This is a genomic window from Glycomyces sp. NPDC021274 (assembly GCF_040641195.1).
In the GTDB taxonomy this organism is placed as follows: Bacteria; Actinomycetota; Actinomycetes; order Mycobacteriales; family Micromonosporaceae; genus Glycomyces.
The window spans coordinates 478,581-495,811 of the sequence record NZ_JBFADC010000003.1; the positions used below are offsets into that span (position 1 = coordinate 478,581).

18 protein-coding genes and 1 pseudogene are annotated in these 17,231 nt (G+C 70.2%); 9 read left to right on the forward strand and 10 right to left on the reverse strand.

The features are described 5' to 3' along the window. Window positions 1-70: 70 nt before the first annotated feature. The 4 genes from AB0I03_RS09820 to AB0I03_RS09835 form a co-directional block, all read right to left on the reverse strand. Window positions 71-856: an MHYT domain-containing protein gene (locus AB0I03_RS09820; RefSeq protein WP_360409353.1), complete on the reverse strand. Its 786-nt coding sequence runs from the start codon at window positions 854-856 to the stop codon at window positions 71-73. Between the two features lie 286 nt (window positions 857-1,142). Next, on the reverse strand, window positions 1,143-1,688 hold the full coding sequence (locus AB0I03_RS09825; RefSeq protein ID WP_360409356.1) for a hypothetical protein: 546 nt from the start codon (window positions 1,686-1,688) through the stop codon (window positions 1,143-1,145). A 40-nt stretch (window positions 1,689-1,728) separates the two neighbouring features. Next, window positions 1,729-2,724 (reverse strand): hypothetical protein, encoded by a 996-nt coding sequence (locus AB0I03_RS09830; protein WP_360409359.1) that lies wholly within the window; start codon window positions 2,722-2,724, stop codon window positions 1,729-1,731. A 101-nt stretch (window positions 2,725-2,825) separates the two neighbouring features. Continuing rightward, window positions 2,826-4,487 carry a fumarate hydratase gene (locus AB0I03_RS09835; RefSeq protein ID WP_360409362.1) on the reverse strand — a complete coding sequence of 554 codons (1,662 nt, stop codon included), beginning with the start codon at window positions 4,485-4,487 and terminating at the stop codon, window positions 2,826-2,828. Between the two features lie 285 nt (window positions 4,488-4,772). Between AB0I03_RS09835 and rpsF the strand changes: the two genes are divergently transcribed. From rpsF to rplI, 4 genes are read left to right on the forward strand one after another with little or no spacing between them, the layout of a single operon-like run. Beyond that, window positions 4,773-5,063, forward strand: coding sequence for a 30S ribosomal protein S6 (gene rpsF, locus AB0I03_RS09840; protein WP_270116453.1), 291 nt, complete (start codon window positions 4,773-4,775; stop codon window positions 5,061-5,063). A 39-nt stretch (window positions 5,064-5,102) separates the two neighbouring features. After that, a complete protein-coding gene (locus AB0I03_RS09845; protein WP_360409365.1) occupies window positions 5,103-5,612 on the forward strand; it encodes a single-stranded DNA-binding protein in 510 nt (169 codons plus the stop codon). Window positions 5,613-5,666: 54 nt separating this feature from the next. Then, entirely contained in the window at window positions 5,667-5,912 is a 246-nt protein-coding gene (gene rpsR / locus AB0I03_RS09850) for a 30S ribosomal protein S18 (RefSeq protein WP_270116456.1), read from the forward strand. A 14-nt stretch (window positions 5,913-5,926) separates the two neighbouring features. Then, window positions 5,927-6,388 (forward strand): 50S ribosomal protein L9, encoded by a 462-nt coding sequence (rplI, locus tag AB0I03_RS09855; RefSeq protein ID WP_360409368.1) that lies wholly within the window; start codon window positions 5,927-5,929, stop codon window positions 6,386-6,388. 164 nt (window positions 6,389-6,552) lie between these two features. Here rplI and AB0I03_RS09860 read toward each other — a convergent pair whose 3' ends face one another. Next, window positions 6,553-6,942, reverse strand: a complete 390-nt coding sequence (locus AB0I03_RS09860) for a hypothetical protein (protein ID WP_360409371.1) — start codon at window positions 6,940-6,942, stop codon at window positions 6,553-6,555. A gap of 323 nt (window positions 6,943-7,265) precedes the next feature. On the opposite strand from AB0I03_RS09860, the gene dnaB reads away from it, so the two are divergent. Further along, window positions 7,266-8,717: a replicative DNA helicase gene (dnaB, locus tag AB0I03_RS09865; protein ID WP_360409374.1), complete on the forward strand. Its 1,452-nt coding sequence runs from the start codon at window positions 7,266-7,268 to the stop codon at window positions 8,715-8,717. Between the two features lie 124 nt (window positions 8,718-8,841). Here dnaB and AB0I03_RS09870 read toward each other — a convergent pair. From AB0I03_RS09870 to AB0I03_RS09885, 4 genes and pseudogenes are all read right to left on the reverse strand, one after another. Beyond that, window positions 8,842-8,976, reverse strand: a pseudogene (locus AB0I03_RS09870) (zf-TFIIB domain-containing protein); the annotation flags it as partial. 89 nt (window positions 8,977-9,065) lie between these two features. Further along, the gene (locus AB0I03_RS09875; RefSeq protein WP_360409377.1) at window positions 9,066-10,424 is read right to left on the reverse strand and encodes a glycosyltransferase 87 family protein; all 1,359 of its coding nucleotides are present in this window, start codon (window positions 10,422-10,424) and stop codon (window positions 9,066-9,068) included. A 145-nt stretch (window positions 10,425-10,569) separates the two neighbouring features. After that, a complete protein-coding gene (locus AB0I03_RS09880; RefSeq protein ID WP_360409380.1) occupies window positions 10,570-10,971 on the reverse strand; it encodes an ATP-binding protein in 402 nt (133 codons plus the stop codon). A gap of 114 nt (window positions 10,972-11,085) precedes the next feature. Further along, window positions 11,086-11,817, reverse strand: a complete 732-nt coding sequence (locus AB0I03_RS09885; RefSeq protein WP_360409383.1) for a glycerophosphodiester phosphodiesterase family protein — start codon at window positions 11,815-11,817, stop codon at window positions 11,086-11,088. Between the two features lie 279 nt (window positions 11,818-12,096). Between AB0I03_RS09885 and larB the strand changes: the two genes are divergently transcribed. Genes larB through AB0I03_RS09905 form a run of 4 tightly spaced genes read left to right on the forward strand, consistent with a single transcriptional unit; the run spans window position 12,097 to window position 15,322 of the window. Next, window positions 12,097-12,927 (forward strand): nickel pincer cofactor biosynthesis protein LarB, encoded by an 831-nt coding sequence (larB, locus tag AB0I03_RS09890; RefSeq protein WP_360409386.1) that lies wholly within the window; start codon window positions 12,097-12,099, stop codon window positions 12,925-12,927. A gap of 10 nt (window positions 12,928-12,937) precedes the next feature. Then, complete coding sequence (larC, locus tag AB0I03_RS09895) at window positions 12,938-14,620, forward strand: nickel insertion protein (protein ID WP_360409389.1); 1,683 nt, start codon at window positions 12,938-12,940, stop codon at window positions 14,618-14,620. Next, the gene (locus tag AB0I03_RS09900; protein ID WP_360409392.1) at window positions 14,574-14,948 is read left to right on the forward strand and encodes a PH domain-containing protein; all 375 of its coding nucleotides are present in this window, start codon (window positions 14,574-14,576) and stop codon (window positions 14,946-14,948) included. Before larC ends, AB0I03_RS09900 begins: the two co-directional genes overlap by 47 nt. Beyond that, window positions 14,948-15,322: a PH domain-containing protein gene (locus AB0I03_RS09905; RefSeq protein WP_360409395.1), complete on the forward strand. Its 375-nt coding sequence runs from the start codon at window positions 14,948-14,950 to the stop codon at window positions 15,320-15,322. The genes AB0I03_RS09900 and AB0I03_RS09905 overlap by 1 nt, the downstream gene beginning before the upstream one ends. 91 nt (window positions 15,323-15,413) lie before the next feature. On the opposite strand, the gene AB0I03_RS09910 is transcribed toward AB0I03_RS09905, so the two are convergent. After that, window positions 15,414-16,952 carry a multicopper oxidase domain-containing protein gene (locus AB0I03_RS09910; RefSeq protein WP_360409398.1) on the reverse strand — a complete coding sequence of 513 codons (1,539 nt, stop codon included), beginning with the start codon at window positions 16,950-16,952 and terminating at the stop codon, window positions 15,414-15,416. Window positions 16,953-17,231 lie beyond the last annotated feature (279 nt).

Sequence of the window (17,231 nt, forward strand, 5' to 3'; positions counted from 1 at the left end):
GCGCACGGCAACGGGTTAAGGCGAGCGGCGGCGCGTCTCCGCGCTCGCACACCGGGCGGCCTGCGCCGCGTCAGCGGCTGTCGGTCGGCTGACGCAGCTGGCCCTCCAGTGAGGTCATACGGGCTTCGGTGCGCATCTCGGCGTCGGTGGGGACGATGACGACGGCGTAGACGAGGATCAGCATCACGATCGCGGTGAGCGTCGCCATCGGGAAGACGAGGTCCATCGAGTGGACGCCGTGGGCCTCCGCGGTCGATTCCCCGGCGGTGGCCACGCCGAACATCGCCGTGTAGTGCATGAGGTTCACTGCGAGGGCCATCACGACCGCGGCCAGCCAGATCGAGGCGGCGCGCTCGAGCCGCCACGAGAGCCACAGCGCGGTGGTGGCCGCGACGACGGCGATCGCGACGGCCGCGGCCACGTACCCGGGCCGGTGGGTGAGCACGACGTCGGCGCTGACCGCGGCCATCCCGAGGTAGTGCATGGCCGCGACGCCCGCGCCCGTGAACAGGCCGGCGACCGCGAGCTTCAGCGTCGAGTACCGGCCGAGGCCGATCACGAGGAGGCCGCAGGCGACGACCGCGACGGCGACCAGGGCGCTCAAGGCGGTCAGCGCGGGGTCGTAGCGCAGCTCCGCGTCCTCGACGGCGAATCCGAGCATTGCGACGAAGTGCATGACCCAGATGCCGGTGCCGCCGATCGCGAACGCGGCCACCGCGAGCCACAGGGCCCGGTGTCCGGGCCGCTCCTGCCTGCGGGCGTGCCGGGCCATGAGCAGGCCGAGGGCGGATCCGGTCATGGACACCAGGAACGCGATCGGGAGGGTGAGGTAGCCGTAGGAGAAGTGCTCGATCATGGGGATTCCAGAGATGAGGGGTGTTGTACTGACCAGTACGGTCTCGCGAATCCTAACCGGACCGAGGCGTCCTCAGTGGCCCCGCGATGCTCCCCGAATGCGGCTTAGCTGCGCTTTTGCCGCCCTGTGGGACCGTTCCCGCGCGCCGCCTCCCATTACCGAAAATGGACGAATCCCCGCAAGTCTCAACACTGCTCACAGCGCGGCGGACCGACCGGTGAGAAAAACCAGCCGCTCGCATCGATCCGGGCGAAACCCCCGTTTCGGACTCGGATCGATGCGTTGCTCACGAGTTGCGGATCTCCTCGTAGCGGCGGTAGGCGAACGACTCGGCCGGGTCCCACGGCCGCAGCAGCGCGCTCTCCAGCGTCCCGTTCGCGTAGGCGAGCAGGAACGCGACCGTGGTCAGCTCGAAGAACTCGCACTCGATCCCGTCGTGGCCCTGCAGGCCGATGAGCCACTCGGCGGGGTCGCGGTCGGGCTCGACGAGCCAGAACACGATGTGGGCGTCCTCGGTGCCGCCCCAGCGGACCGCAGTGGCCTCGCTCGCGCCCGCCCGCTGCGGCGCGAGCTCGGGCTGCAGGCGCCAATCGTCCTTGAAGTACTCGTCCCAGTCGTAGCCGTCGCCGAGCGGGTAGTGGGGATCGCCGGGCCCGTACAGGTCGAAGTAGTGGTCGAACGAGCCGACGCCGAAGCGGTCGACGAGCTCGCGGTAGTCGGCGGGCGGTTCGGCGCCCATCTCGGCGGCGACCTGCGCCCAGTCGATCCGGGCAGGCGGTTGCTCGCGCATCTCGGCGCGCTCGGCGAGGGCGCGCAGCCGCGGGTCGTTCATCGGGCGTTCCTGGCGGGGAGGGGAGTGCATCTCGTGGAGCCTACGGCTCCGATGCGAGACGTGCCCCCGGCCGCCGGTCGCCCAGCATGGTCCCCAGTCGCGACATGCTCCGCGCCAGGGCCCGCACGTAGGCGAGGACGAACACCCAGATCGCGAACGCGGTCCGGAACAGGCCGAGGACCCGCTGCGCGGACCACGGGACGGCTTCGCGGCCGACGGCCGCCAGCCGGTCGGCAAGACCGGCCACCGCTTCGCGCGCCGATCGCACCGCGCTCGCGGCACCCTCGATCGCGTGGCCCAGCACCGCGGCGGACGTCGCGACCGCCGTGATCCCGTTGACGTTGCGCGCCATCAGCTCCTGGTAGGCGACGTGGTCGGGGCCCCGCCATCCCTCGAGGTCCGCTTCGAGGCTCCACTCGAGGTCGGCGGCGATCTCCCGCAGCTCGGCCGCGATCAGCGCCCAGCGGCGTGCTGCGGCGGCAGCGGCCTCGCGGTCGACGTCCATCCGGTCGACGAGCGACCGGAGCGGGTCGGCCAGTGGCGACACCGGGTTCGCCCCGTCCCAGGACGGCGTGGCGGCGGGGCTCTTGACGGCGCCGTCGCCGCGCCGGGAGAGCCGGTCGTCGAGCCAGGTCCGCTCCCGGAACTTCAGGACCAGCGCGTCGAAATCACCGGTCCGGCCCGGTCGCGGCCCGGTGCCGGCCCCGGTGGCCTTGCGGCGCTTGCCGCGGCCGGCGGACGCCCAGTAGTCGGCGCGGCGTTCCCGGTTGCCGTTCCGCTTGCCGTCCGCCATGCGGTGGAGCTTGCGCGTCGCGGCCTCGAGGCTCTCGGGGAAGCGCGCGGTCAGCTCGTCCTGGTCGCGGTGCCGGTCTTCGATGAGCGCCGCGATCGGGGCGCACAGATCGCCGAACACGCTTTCTCGCACGGCCGCTTCAGCGCTCACGTATCCGACCGATTCGAGACGAGAGCCGAGAAGCTCCAGGTTGACGGCGTGGGTTCTGAGGATCCGCGGGTCCACAGGGGGTGGAGGGCCCATCGGCCTCACTGCTCCTCAAGGGACAGGCGGCAGAGAAGCTGCCGCACTGTACCTCCGAGTATACGCCGGTCGTGCCGCCGCTGGGCGGCACGACCGGGTCGCTACGCGACCGTCAGCTTGGGTTTGCGGCCGACCGTGAGCACGGGCTTGCGGGTCTCGGCGTAGAAGTCGTTGCCCTTGTCGTCCACGACGATGAACGCCGGGAAGTCCTCGACCTCGATCTTCCAGACCGCCTCCATGCCCAGCTCGGGGTATTCCAGGACCTCCATCGACTTGATGTTGTCCTGGGCGAGCTTCGCGGCGGGGCCGCCGATGGAGCCGAGGTAGAAGCCGCCGTGGGCCTTGCAGGCGTTCGTGACCTGGTCGGAGCGGTTGCCTTTGGCGAGCATGACGAACGAGCCGCCGGCGGCCTGGAACTGCTCGACGTAGGTGTCCATGCGCCCGGCGGTGGTCGGGCCGAAGGAGCCGGAGGCGTAGCCCTCGGGGGTCTTGGCCGGGCCCGCGTAGTAGACGGCGTGGTCGCGCAGGTACTGCGGCATGGGCTCGCCGGCGTCGAGGCGCTCCTTGATCTTGGCGTGGGCGATGTCGCGGGCGACCACGAGCGTGCCGGTGAGCGAGACGCGGGTCTTCACCGGGTGCTTGGAGAGTTCGGCGCGGATCTCGCTCATGGGCCGGTTCAGGTCGATGCGCACGACGTCCTCGGCGAGGTCGTCCTCCTGCACGTCGGGGACGTACCGGCTCGGGTCGGTCTCGAGCTGTTCGAGGAACACGCCTTCGGCGGTGATCTTGGCCATGGCCTGGCGGTCGGCCGAGCAGGAGACGCTGAGGGCCACGGGCAGCGAGGCGCCGTGGCGCGGGAGGCGGATGACGCGCACGTCGTGGCAGAAGTACTTGCCGCCGAACTGGGCGCCGATGCCGAACTGGCGGGTCAGTTCGAGGACCTGCTGCTCGAGTTCGACGTCGCGGAAGCCGTGGCCGAGGGGCGAGCCTTGCGTGGGCATCGTGTCGAGGTACTTCGTGGAGGCGTACTTCGCGGTCTTGACCGCGAACTCGGCGCTGGTGCCGCCGATGACGATCGCCAGGTGGTACGGGGGGCAGGCGGCGGTGCCGATGGCCCGCAGCTTCTCCTCGAGGAACCGCATCATGGCGTCGGGGTTGAGGATCGCCTTGGTCTCCTGGAACAGGAAGGACTTGTTGGCGCTGCCGCCGCCCTTGGCGATGAACATGAGCTTGTACGCGTCGTCGCCCTCGGCGTACAGCTCGATCTGCGCGGGCAGGTTCGAGCCGGTGTTCTTCTCGTCCCACATGGTCAGCGGCGCCATCTGGCTGTACCGGAGGTTGAGGTCGTGGTAGGCCTGCCAGACGCCGCGGGAGAGGTGCTCCTCGTCGCGGCCGTCGGTGAGGACGTGGCGTCCGCGCTTGCCCATGACGATGGCGGTGCCGGTGTCCTGGCACATCGGCAGGACCATGCCTGAGGCGATGTTGGCGTTCTTGAGCAGGTCCATCGCCACGAACCGGTCGTTGCCGCTGGCCTCGGGGTCGTCGAGGATGGAGCGGAGCTGCGCGAGGTGGGCGGGGCGCAGGTAGTGGGAGATGTCTTTGACAGCCTCAGTTGCCAGCTGCGTCAGGACCTCGGGCTCTACGGTGAGGAAGCGCCGCCCGGCGGCCTCGACCGTGTTCACCCCGTCCTTGGTGAGCAGGCGGTACTCGGTGGTGTCGGGGCCGACGGGAAGCAGGTCGGTGTAGCGGAACTCCGATGTCACGCGTTCCAACTTAGCGCGCACGGTGTCCGGTCCGTGTGTGAGGCGAAGCTCAGTCGGCGCCCGGGCCTGGATCCGCGCGGCGGTTCCGGTGTCGGCGGCCCGAATGTCGTACCCGGCCGGTAGCGTCACACCCAGGCGGCGCGCTGCAGGCGCACCGCCTGTAAGCAGGTACGATTGCCCGGTTGTCCGCACCGGCCCGGTTTCGGGAAGGCGCGGCACGCGCAAGTGATTCCTCCTGCTGCGGAGAGACCGCAGCCGTTTGAGACCAAAGGAGGTGGAGCTATCTTGCGGCATTACGAACTCATGGTGATCCTCGAACCGAACATCGAGGAAGCCCAGGTCAGCCCGACACTGGACAAGTTCCTGAAGGGCGTCAAGGACGCCGGGGGAACCGTCGACAAGATCGACGTCTGGGGCCGGCGCCGTCTCGCCTACGAGATCAACAAGAGCAACGAGGGCGTCTACGCCGTCATCGACCTGCAGTCCGAGCCCGGTCCCGTCGCTGAGATGGACCGTCAGCTGCGACTCAACGAGTCGGTGCTGCGTGCCAAGGTGCTGCGACCGGAGCTTCGGTAACCCGACCCTGTAACTGCGAGACCTTAGGGAGAAGAGGTCATGGCAGGAGAGACAGTCATCACGGTTATCGGCAACCTCGTCGACGACCCCGAACTGCGTTACACGCCGTCCGGTGCCGCCGTCGCGAAGTTCCGAATCGCATCGACCCCGCGCACGTTCGACAAGGAGTCGAACGCGTGGAAAGACGGTGAGGCCCTGTTCCTCACCTGCAGTGTGTGGCGCCAGTACGCCGAGAACGTCGCCGAGACCCTGTCGCGCGGTACCCGCGTGATCGTGCAGGGCAGGCTCAAGCAGCGCAGCTACGAGACCCGCGAGGGCGAGAAGCGCACTGTGTACGAGCTCGACGTCGAGGAAGTCGGCCCCTCGCTGCGTTTTTCCACAGCGAAGCTCAACAAGTCCGGCAGCGGTTCCGGCGGCGGTGGCGGTCGTTCCTTCGGGGGCGGCGGCAACACCGGTGGCGGCTCCGCACCTGACGACCCTTGGGCCTCAGCCGCCCCTGCCGGCGCTTCCGCCGGCGGTGGAGGCTTCGACGAGGACCCGCCGTTCTAATCGGCACTGCCCCGGCAGTCCGGTAACGATCTCGAGTAAGAGGCAAGACACAACATGGCCAACCCGAAATCGGCTCCCCTGCGGAAGCCGAAGAAGAAGCCGAACCCGATTGACAAAGAGGGTATCGAGTACATCGACTACAAGGACACGGCGCTGCTGCGGAAGTTCATCTCCGACCGCGGCAAGATCCGTGCCCGCCGGGTCACCGGCGTGACCACCCAGCAGCAGCGCCAGATCGCCGCGGCCGTCAAGAACGCCCGCGAAATGGCTCTGCTTCCGTACACCAGCCAGACCCGCTAAGGAAGGAGCGCAACATGAAGATCATCCTGACTCATGAGGTGCCCAACCTCGGCTCGGCCGGCGATGTGGTCGAGGTGAAGAACGGCTACGGCCGCAACTACCTCCTGCCGCAGGGCCTGGCGATCGCCTGGACCAAGGGCGGTCAGAAGGAAGTCGACGCGATCCAGCGCGCCCGTGCGGCCCGCCAGATCCACGACCTCGACCAGGCTCGCGCCGTGGCTGAGCAGCTGAAGAAGACCGACGCCCACATCGTCGCCCGCACGGGCGACGGGGACCGGCTCTTCGGTTCGATCTCCGCGGTCGACGTGGTGAAGGCCGTCGACGAGGCCGGGGGTCCGAAGATCGACCGCCGCCGCGTCGAGCTGCCCGCCGCGATCAAGTCGGTCGGCACCTACGACGTCGCGGTCAAGCTGCACCCGGAGGTGACCGCGAAGTTCAAGCTTCAGGTCACGCCGGCCAAGCGCCGCAAGAAGTAGGACCCGCAAGCAGCAAAGGCCCGCACCTGTTTCCGCAGGTGGCGGGCCTTTGTCGTACCCGTATGGGAGGGTGTCCTTTTCACTGGTAGTGGTGAAGGTGGGAACGGGCGGGTACCCGGGGCCACCCGTACGGCCTCGCGGCCGGCGGCCGCGCCGCGGCCCGCTCAGATCACCCAGCCGGCCGTTCGCAGCACCACCGTCACCAGGCCCGCGCCGAGGATCGCCGCCGCCGTGCCGGCCACGCCCGCGCGCCAGCCCGCGCGCGGCAGGCGCAGGAGCACCGCCACCAGCAGGCTCGCCGTGAGCGCCGAGAGCGTCCACGCCCAGCCGCCCGCGATCGCCGCCGAGAGCCGCCCGCCCACCGTGCACCCTTCCGCGGCGCACGTCGCGTCCACCGGCGGCTGCCAGAGCACCCAGGCCAGGTAGACCACCATCGGCACCGCGTACCAGGCGAGCGTCACGAGCAACGTCGGGGTGAACGCCCGCTCCCCCGGGCGGTCGTCGCCTTCGGAGTCGAGCCGGGGCCTGCGCTCGGGTTGCCGGGGGGCGTTCATGGGGGTCTCGCTCCTCTGATCCGTGCCGGGGTCGCCCCTCACCTTAGCCGCAAGTTGGCACGAACGAATCTCCATCCACAGGCGGTGGACAGCGTCGCCACAGGTGAACGCCGCGATTCGAGGCCCCGTCACGTTATTGTCCACAGGTTGTCCACAGGCCGGACGCGGTTATCCACAGGTTATCCACAGCTTTGTCCACAGGGTTGTCCACAGGCCCGTTTGCAACCGTGCCCGGCGCGACATAGCGTCGTTGACGCCGCCGATCTGTCGTATGCAGGCGGTACATTCTCCATGAACGCACGGTGACCGAGGGGGTGGACGGCATGACCGACGTGTCGGCGGAAGACGTCTACTCGCGGGGAGCGAACGGCTCCGGCAACTCCTATTTCGACACGCCGCCCGAAGACCCGTTCAGCGGCAACGGAGGCGGTGGCCGCGGTTCCGCCCGCGCCTTCGAGCGCACCCCGCCCCAGGACCACCAGGCCGAGATGTCGGTCCTCGGCGGCATGCTCATGAGCAAGGATGCGATCGCCGACGTCATCGAGGTGCTCGGCCCGGGCGACTTCTACCAGCCCAAGCACGGCATGGTCTTCGACGCGATCATCGACAAGTTCGGCAACGGCGAGCCCGCCGACGCCGTCACGATCGCCGCCGCCCTCGCCGACACCGGCGACCTCGCCAAGATCGGCGGCGGCCCCTACCTCCACGACCTGCTCAACGCCGTGCCCACGGCCGCGAACGCCGGGTACTACGCGAAGATCGTCAAGGAGAAGGCGATCCTGCGCCGCCTCATCGAGGCCGGCACCAAGGTCGTCCAGTACGGCTACGGCGGCGGCCAGGGCGGGCGCGACATCGACGACCTCGTCGACCTCGCCCAGCAGGCCGTCTACGAGGTCACCGACAACCGGCAGAGCGAGGACTTCGCGGTCCTCTCCGACCTCCTCCAGCCCGCGATGGACGAGATCGAGGCGATCGGCGCGAGCCAGGGCCTCATGACCGGCATCCCGACCGGCTTCGCCGACCTCGACCGGCTCCTCTCGGGCCTGCAGGCCGGCCAGCTCATCATCGTCGCCGGGCGTCCCGGCGCCGGAAAGTCAACGGCCGCAATGGACTTCATGCGGCACGCGTCGCTCCACCACCGGCATGCCGCGGCCCTGTTCAGCCTCGAAATGAGCAAGCTCGAGATCGTCATGCGCCTCCTGAGCGCGGAGACGCGGGTGCCGATGCACGTCCTGCGCTCGGGCGACCTGAGCGACGACGACTGGACGCGCCTGGCCAAGCGCATGGGCGACATCTCCGAAGCGCCGCTGTTCGTGGACGACACGGCCTCGATGACCATGATGGAGATCCGGGCCAAGGCCCGGCGGCTCAAGCAGCGCCACGACCTCAAGCTCATCGTGGTCGACTACCTGCAGCTCATGACCTCGCCGAAGAAGACCGAGTCGCGCCAGCAGGAGGTCTCGGAGATCAGCCGCGGGCTCAAGCTCCTGGCCAAGGAAGTGCAGTGCCCGGTGATCGCGGTCGCGCAGCTCAACCGCGGACCCGAGCAGCGCACCGACAAGCGCCCGCAGCTCTCCGACCTGCGTGAGTCCGGTTCGCTCGAGCAGGACGCCGACGTCGTGATCCTGCTGCACCGCGAGGACTACTACGACAAGGAGTCGCCGCGCGCGGGCGAAGCCGACTTCATCGTCGCCAAGCACCGCAACGGCGCGACGGACACGATCACCGTCGCGGCCCAGCTGCACCTCTCGCGCTTCGTCGACATGGCCGTGTAAGGCCCTAGTCGCCGAAGAGGATGCGCAGGAGCGTCCGGCGCTCGCGCACCTGCGGGGCCTCGCCGTTCGCGTACTGCGGCATCGGGGCCGTCGCAGCGCCCTCCTGGGCGCCGTTGACCCACTTCTCGGTGTCGATGAGGTGCTCGAGTTCGCCGCGGTCGAGCAGGACCGCGCGGCAGGCCGAGCACTGGTCGACGACGATGCCGTTGCGCTCGTACTGGCGCATGAGGGCAGCACACTTGGGGCAGGTGAGTTGCATGCCCGTCACCGTACACTCCGGCTCGGCCCCTTGCGGTTCCGCCGAAGAGCGGCCCCGCGGCACCGCCGCACCTCAGCGCCTTGAGAACGTCAGCGCCACCATTCGACCGCCATGGACGGGCCGAGGCCGGTCTCCTCCTCGAGTTCGTCGACCGCCTCGTCGTCCTGCGCCAGGCCCTGGAACAGCGTCCCGGTCACGGTGCCCGCCACGGCGTCGCGCAGCGGCAGCCACCACCCGAGCAGCACCACCGGGTACAGCAGGTACCCGAAACGGGTCGACGGCATGAGCAGGAACGCCGCCGAGAGCCCCGCCGCGCACCACAGCGCCGCCGACGCAGCCGTCACCGGCGGGCGCGTCCACAGCAGCCCCGCGATCACCAGCGCGGCGAGCCCGAGCAGCATCGGGGCGATGAGGTCGCCGCTCGGGACGTGCTGGGCGACAAGGAATCCCGGCAGCGGGGACTGCGCGGGCGAGGTGACCACGCCGTGGCCGAGGCCGAACGCGACCACGTTGTCGAAGAACCCGCGGGCGTCCACGGCCAGGACCGGGAGCATCGTGACCGCGACGGGGACGGCGAAGCCCGCGAGGTAACTGCGCATGTCTACGGCTCGCAAGCTTCGCCGAGACTGATCGACGCGGGTGCCGCTGTTGCGCAGCATCAGGAACGCGATCACGACGGCGGCGGGCCACGCGAAGAGTTTGAGCGCGGCGGCCGCGCCGATCGCCAGGCCCGCGGCGAGCGGGCGTTCGCGGTGGGCGAAGGCGAGCGCGAGGACGATGAGGGCGACGACGGGCATGTCGTCGCCGCCGGTCGCGAACGTCAAGGCGCACACAGGGAACACGAACGTGGCCTGCATGGCGCGCAGCAGCGGGCCCTTGCCGGCGCCCGTGGGGTTGAGGGCGCTGCCGGGGCCGCCGCGCAGGAGCCGGACCGCGCCGATCGCGCAAGCGACGGCGGCGAGCAGGAAGTAGATGCGGGCGTCGGTCCACCAGTGCTCGCCGAAGAGCGCGGCGGGGATGCCGAAGAAGGCCATGCCCGGCTGGTACGGGTTGTAGCCCAGGAGCGGCTCGGGGAGGGCGCTGATCGCGTCCGCGTGCAGGTAGGGGCTGCCGGTGTCGAGGAGGCGCGCGCCGGAGGCCTCGACGACGAGGACCTCTTCCTGCGCCCGGCCGCTGACTCCCGCGGCCCGGTCGATCGCCATGAACACCAAGGGGATCGCGGTGACGGCGAGGGCGGCGCCGACCGCGATGAAGGCCCGGCGGCGCCACACGGGACCGGGCTGGGCCAGCAGGATCACGGCGCAGATCGCCGCGGGCAGGTAGCCGCCGAACGCGATCGCGCCCCACTGGGCGTGCGAGTCGAGCGTCGTCCACAGCGCGGTGGCGCCCGCGAAGAGCGCGGCCACGCCGTAGAAGGCGAGGTCGATGAAGAGCGGACGGTTGGACACCCGGACAGCGTACGGGGGCGGGGCGAGCGCGCCTGGACGGCCGCCGCTACCGAAGTCGGCTGTGCTGTGGTGAGTGCGTTGCGGCGCGGGCCCCGGTCACAAGGGTGCCTTGCGGGTCCGACATCGCGGTTCGCGCCGTACGCGTTCAGCGCACCGGGATGCGGGCCCAGACCTCTTGGGTGCCGTCGCCGAGGGAGCGGGCGCCCCAGTCGGCGGACAGTTTGGACACGATGAACATGCCGCGGCCGTGGGCCGAGTCGAGGTTGACCGCGCACACGTGCGGGTGGGTGCGGGAGCCGCCGTCGATGACGCGGACCTCGACGTCGGACGGGCCGAGCTCGAAGCTCACGCACACGTCCCCGCCCGGAAGCGGGCGGGCGTGCCGGACGGCGTTGGAGACCAGTTCGGTCGCGCACACGAGGAGGTCGTCGCGGACCTCTTCGGGAAGATCGGGGAGCGCTTCGCGCAGCCACCGGCGGACCTGGCTCGCCGCCCCGGACTGGTGGGGGACGCGCAGCCGCTCTGGTGCCGGTATCGCAGCGGGCATCGCGGTCCCCTTCCTGCCTCCGTGCCGTGGGGGAGGCTATACAGCAACCTACCTGTTGCAAAGGCATGACGCCAGCATTACCGGCGGACCCTGAGTCCGTCGGGCAGGGGCGCTTCAGCCCGCGAGGGTCTGCCGAATCGCGGCCGGACGGTCGGTGAACATGACGTCGACCTCGAGTCCCGCCATGCGGTGTGCGGTGTCGGCGTCGTTGACCGTCCAGGTGTACACCTCGTAGCCGGCCGCGTGGCTGCGTTCGACGAATTCGGGGGTCGAATCGAGGTAGTCGACCCTTGAACTGAGCACCTGGACGCCTTCGGGCGGGCGCCGGAACGGGTACTCGAAGATCCAGACGAGCGGCGTGTCGGTGTCGAGGCCGCGCCAGGTCTTGAGGGCGGCGCGGGAGAAGGACATGACGGTGGCGTCGAGCCCGGGCCATCGCCGCAGCGTCTCCCACAGGCGCATCTCGAGGCGGGGCCCGAACTTCGAGGGGTGCTTGGCCTCGATGAACAGTTTGAGGTCTTTGCCGGAGTCGACGACGAGGCCGAAGAGCTCCTCGAGGGTCGGGATGCGCTCGGCCTCGGGGTTGCCGGCGCAGTCGGGGAACAGGTGGGCGAAGTTCAGCCCCCGCAACTGCTCGAGAGTGAGATCCGCCACGGCGCCCTTGGCGCCGGCGGTGCGTTTGACGGTGCGGTCGTGGTGGAGCACGAGCTGGCCGTCGGCGGTGAGGCGGATGTCGAACTCGAACCCGTCCGCGCCCTCGACGATCGCCTGCCGAAACGCGGCGATTGAGTGCTCCGGAAGGAACTCGTTCGCGCCTCGATGGGCGGCGATCAGCGGCTGGGACACCCCTTGACGATAGACGAGGGGCCCGACGCCGCGCCCGCTTCACGGTGTCCGGCTGGGGAGACGGTGATGAACGTCCCCGGTTCGGCGTGCCTTCGGTGAACGGCTGGGTGTCGGGGTGCCGGTCGGTGAGGGTCGCTGCCGCTGGACGGGCCGGGTTCCGGTGGGGGCCGTGGCCTTGGCGAACGCGGGATCCCGCGGCACCGGTCGGCGCGGGTCCCAGCGGTGGGACGGGCACCATTCCGGTGGCGGCGGGTGCGGCGCGGGAGGGAGGATGGACGCGTGCGACACGATCCAGAATCTACGGCTCCGCAAGCGTTCGCCGTGGGGCCAGAATCCACGGCTCCGCAAGCGTCCGCTGAAGGGCCTGCGTCCCCGGCCCCGAAGGCGTCCCCCGACGGCGGCGATCCCGCCTCAGCGCCTGCGTTCGCCCCGGTCGGCGAGGGCTACCGCGACCTCGGCTGGGCCAAGATCGACACCGGCCGCCCGGCCCGGACCGGCACCGCCGAGGCCGTGTACGCGGCGGGCAAGACGCCCGAGCAGGTCGTCGGGGCGCTCACCGCCCTGCGCGAAGCGCACCCGGGACGCGTCGCGGTGGCGACCCGCTGCGACGACGCGTGCGTCGCCGCGGTCCGGGAGGCCTTCGACGAGGACGTGCTGGTCGAGAGCGGAGTATGCGCGGTCGGCGACTTCCCCGACGCCGAGACCGGGCTGCTCGCGGTGGTGTGCGCCGGGACCTCCGACCTGCCGGTGGCGCTGGAAGCCCAGATCGTGGCCCGCGCCAACGGCATCGACACGCGGCTCGTCGCCGACGTGGGCGTCGCCGGGCTGCACCGGCTGCTCGACAAGGTCGGCGAGCTGCGGGAGGCGGCCTGCGTGATCGTGGTGGCGGGCATGGACGGCGCGCTGCCGTCAGTCGTGGCGGGCCTGGTGTCCGCGCCGGTGGTCGCGGTGCCGACCTCGGTCGGGTACGGGGCCGCGTTCGGCGGGCTCGCGCCGCTGCTGACGATGCTGAACTCCTGCTCGCCGGGGGTCACGGTGGTCAACATCGACAACGGGTTCGGCGCGGCGATGGCCGCGGCCCGGATGCTCGGCATGAAGGCGACGCAGTGAGGACAACACAGTGAAGCCGCACAAGGGAAGCGGGCCGGCGGTCGCATGGCTGGACTGCTCGGCGGGCGCGAGCGGCGACATGTTCCTGGGAGCGCTGGTCGACGCCGGAGTGGACCTGGCGGTCATGCAAGCGGCTGTGGACGCGCTCGGCACCGAACCGATCCGCTTGCGCGCCAACCGGGTGACGCGACACGGCCTGGTCGCCACGAAGGTCGACGTCGAAGCCCCCGAGGTCGCGACGGACCGCCGCTGGCGGTCGATCCGGGCGATGCTCGAAGGGGCGGCGACCGACGATGCCGTTCTCGACAGTTCCGCTCGCAACAATGCCATTCCCGAAAGTGCCGCTCTCACCAGTGCCGCCCGGAAGCTCGCGCTCGATGCGTTCGCGCGGCTGGCGGCGGCGGAGGCGGCCGCGCACGGGATCGACGAGGAGGACGTGCACTTCCACGAAGTGGGCGCGCTCGACTCGATCGCGGACATCGTGGGCGCTGCGGCGGGGCTGGCCGCCTTGGGGATCGAGCGGTTGACCGTCTCGACGGTGACCGTCGGCGGCGGCACGACGCGCGGCTCGCACGGGTCGATCCCGCTGCCCGCTCCGGCGGTGCTGCGGGTGCTGGCGGACGCGGGAGCACCGGTCGTCGGGGCCGTGCCGTACGAGGCGTGCACGCCGACGGGCGCGGCGATCATCGCCGCCGCTGCTGCGGAGTACGGGTCGATGCCGGAGATGGTGGTCGAGCGGATCGGCGTCGGCGCGGGCGGCCGCGACCCCGAGGAGCGCGCGAACCTGCTGCGCCTCGTCATCGGCCGCGAGCTCGCGCCGGTGCGCAGGATCGGTACGGCGCATGTGCACCGCAGTGGCGATGGCAGCGGGCACGGGCACGGGCACGGGCACGGGCAACACGACCACGCTGCCGGCCACGGTCACGACGCGGCCGAGGTGCACGGGCACGGCGATGCGGCACATGAACACGCATCGCCTGCGGCACGCCACAAGCCCAGCGTCTCCTCGCAGGGCGCGTCGCATCCGGCGCACCACGGCCACGAGCACGCCTCACCGCAGGAGCACGGATCTCCAGCGTCGCACCACCCCGGCCATGAGCACAGCGTCTCGTCGGCCCAGCCCGCATCTGCTGCGCCCCCAGAGCATCACGGCGCAGCGGCCCCCGCCGCCAAGCCCGTCGTCATCGAGACCAATGTGGACGACCTCGATCCGCGGCTCTGGCCCGCCGCACTCGCGGCGCTGCTCGCCGCCGGGGCCTCGGACGCCTGGTTGACGCCCATCCTCATGAAGAAGGGCCGCCCGGCGCACACGGTCCACGTGCTGTGCCGTCCCGACGCGATCGAGTCGGTGCGGTCCGCACTGGTCCGGCACACCACCACGATCGGCATGCGCTCCTATGAGATCGAGAAGTACGCGCTCGAACGCCGGTACACGCACGTCGATATGGACGGCCACGCGATCGGCGTGAAGCTCGCGCTGGAGCAGGGCGAGGTCGTGAACGCCTCGGTCGAGTACGAGGACGCGGCCGCCGCGGCCGCCGCCTTGGCACGACCACTCAAAGTGGTGATCGCGCAGGCCACTGCGCTTGCGGCCGAAGCGTATCGACCGGGCAGCGGCGGCGGGAGCTTACCGATATCCTGCCCGCATGATCGATTTCGAGAACGGTTCGGTTTTCAAGCTCCAACTCACTGACGACCCCGGCTTCCGCGACGAGGTCCAGCCCCTGCTGGCCGACGGCGAAGAGGTCGCCCTGGCGTTCGAGGGCGTGCGCGACTTCGTGATCTTCACGAACAAGCGCGTCATCGCCGTGAACGTCCAGGGCATCACCGGCCGCAAGAAGGACTACGCCTCCCTGCCCTACAACAAGATCCAGGCGTACTCGGTCGAGACCGACGGCCTGATGGACAACGACGGCGAACTCGACCTGTGGTTCAGCGGGCTCGGCAAGGTCCGGTTCGAGTTCAAGGAGAACGTGGACCTGCCCGCGATCGCCAAGCACATCGCCGACTGCACCCTCTGATGATCGACTTCGCGAACGGCTCGCTCTTCAAGCTCCAGCGGGTCGACCCGGCGGGCATCGCCGCCGAACTGCAGCCGCTGCTCGTGCCCGGCGAGCACCTGGTCTCGGCGTTCAAGGGCGTGCGCGACTCCGTGGTCTTCACCGACAAGCGGGTCATCGCCGTGAACGTGCAGGGCATCACCGGCAAGAAGCGCGACTACACCTCGCTGCCCTACAGCAAGATCCAGGCGTTCTCGGTGGAGACGGCCGGGACGCTCGACCTCGACGCCGAACTGGACCTGTGGTTCAGCGGCCTCGGCAAGGTCCGGTTCGAGTTCAAGGGCCGGGCCGATGTGAAGACCCTGGCCAACCTCATCGGCATGTACGTCCTCTAAGGATGGTGCGGCGCCGGACCGGTTCACGTGGTGCCTACGGATACCGGTCCGGCGCCGCTGCTGTCCCCGGGCCCTTGCGGCCCGGGGCGGCTCAGTGCCCGCCGTGGGAGTTCGCGGACGCGCTGGCGGGGACGGTGCCGATCTCCTCGTTCTCGCCGAGGACCACGAACTGGCCCATCATCCCCGAGTCCTCGTGGGCGAGGATGTGGCAGTGGAACATGTACGGCAGGTTCGGGTCGGTGTAGTCCGCGAAGTGCATCGCGAGCCGGTACTTGACCTGCGGCAGCAGCTGGACGGTGTCCTTCCAGCCGCGCAGGCGCGGCGGCGGCTCCCGGCCGTCGACGGTGAGCACCTGGTACTGCACGTCGTGGACGTGGAAGTTGTGCATGAAGCCGTCCGCGTTCTCGACCTCCCAGACCTCGACGGTGCCCTCGCGGACGCCGAAGTCGATGCGCATGGGGTCCATGGACTCGCCGTTGATCTGGCTGAACCCCGAGAGCGAGAACGAGCGCTCGGCGGCGACCTCGGCGTCGGCCAGGTCCGGTGCGGCGCCCATGGTCTCGGGGATCTCGGTGGCGTCGGCGAGGGTGCCGGCGGCCCGGAACTCGCAGATGTCGAGCCGGTCGTCGGCGCCGTTGAAGCGCCCGAGCGGGGCCTCGTAGCCCGCGTCGGCCGGGTTGGAGCGGAGCACCACTGTCTCGCCGGGCTCGAAGGCGACGACGATCTCGGCGCGCTCGCCCGGCGAGAGCTGGAGGCGGTCGGTCTCCCAGGCGGTCGGGAGGAGGCCGCCGTCGGTGGCGATCAGGGAGAACGGCCGGTCGTCGCTGAACCCGAAGTTGTACAGGCGCGAGACGGAGCCGTTGAGCAGGCGCAGGCGCACGAGGCGGGTGGTGACGTCGACGTACGGGCCGAGGGTGCCGTTGACCATGATCTCGTCGCCGAGGATGCCCTGCATGCTCATGAAGGAGGACTTGTCGTCGAACTGGTTGTCGTCGTTGAACTTGCGGTCCTGGACGATCATCGGCAGGTCGTCCACGCCGTACTCGGACGGGAGGTTCAGGCCCTCGGACTCGTCGTCGTCGACGATGAACATCCCGGCGAGGCCCCGGTAGACGTGGGCGCCGGTGCGGCCGTGGGGGTGCGGGTGGTACCAGAGGGTCGCGGCGGGCTGGTTCATAGTCCACTGGGGAGCCCAGACGCCGTCGGGCTCGACCTCCTGGTGGGGGCCGCCGTCCATGACCGCGGGCAGGTGCATGCCGTGCCAGTGGATCGAGGTGCCCTCGTCGAGGCCGTTGTGCACGGCGAAGGCGACCTCCTCGCCGCGCTTGGCGCGGATGGTCGGGCCGAGGAAGGGGCCGTTGACGCCCCAGGTCTCGGTCTCGCGGCCGTCCTTGAAGGCGACGGTGCCGGCCTGGATCTCGAGGTTGAAGACCCGCGCGCCCGACGCGTCCGGGGTCGACTCGGCGAGCGGGGGGACGGCCAGCGGGGTGTCGAAGTCGACCTCGCCGACGGTCTCGAGCTTCGACTTGTTCCAGACGTATCCGAGGGTCCCGGCCCCGCCGAGCACGACCGCCCCGACACCGCCCCCTACGCCGATGAGGGTCCACTTCAGTGCTTTGCGCCGCTTCATGGCTGCAATGGTCGTGCGGCGGCTCGCGCGTTACATCGGGCGGAGGAAGGCAATCCGCGTACCACCCGGGGACTACGCCGAGGGCTCGCGTCAACCTCCGGTAGCGGTGCAGGGCGAGCGCCGCTCGTCTTCGTTCACGCTTTCGCATGAACTCGTCGGCCCGCCTGCACCCGTTTTGCCCGGATTCGCCCGCACTGTTCGAACCCCTGCGACCGCATATGCGCAGCCGGCCGTCGCACCCGTCTGGGAGCCTGGCCTTTTTCACTGGTAGTGGTGAAG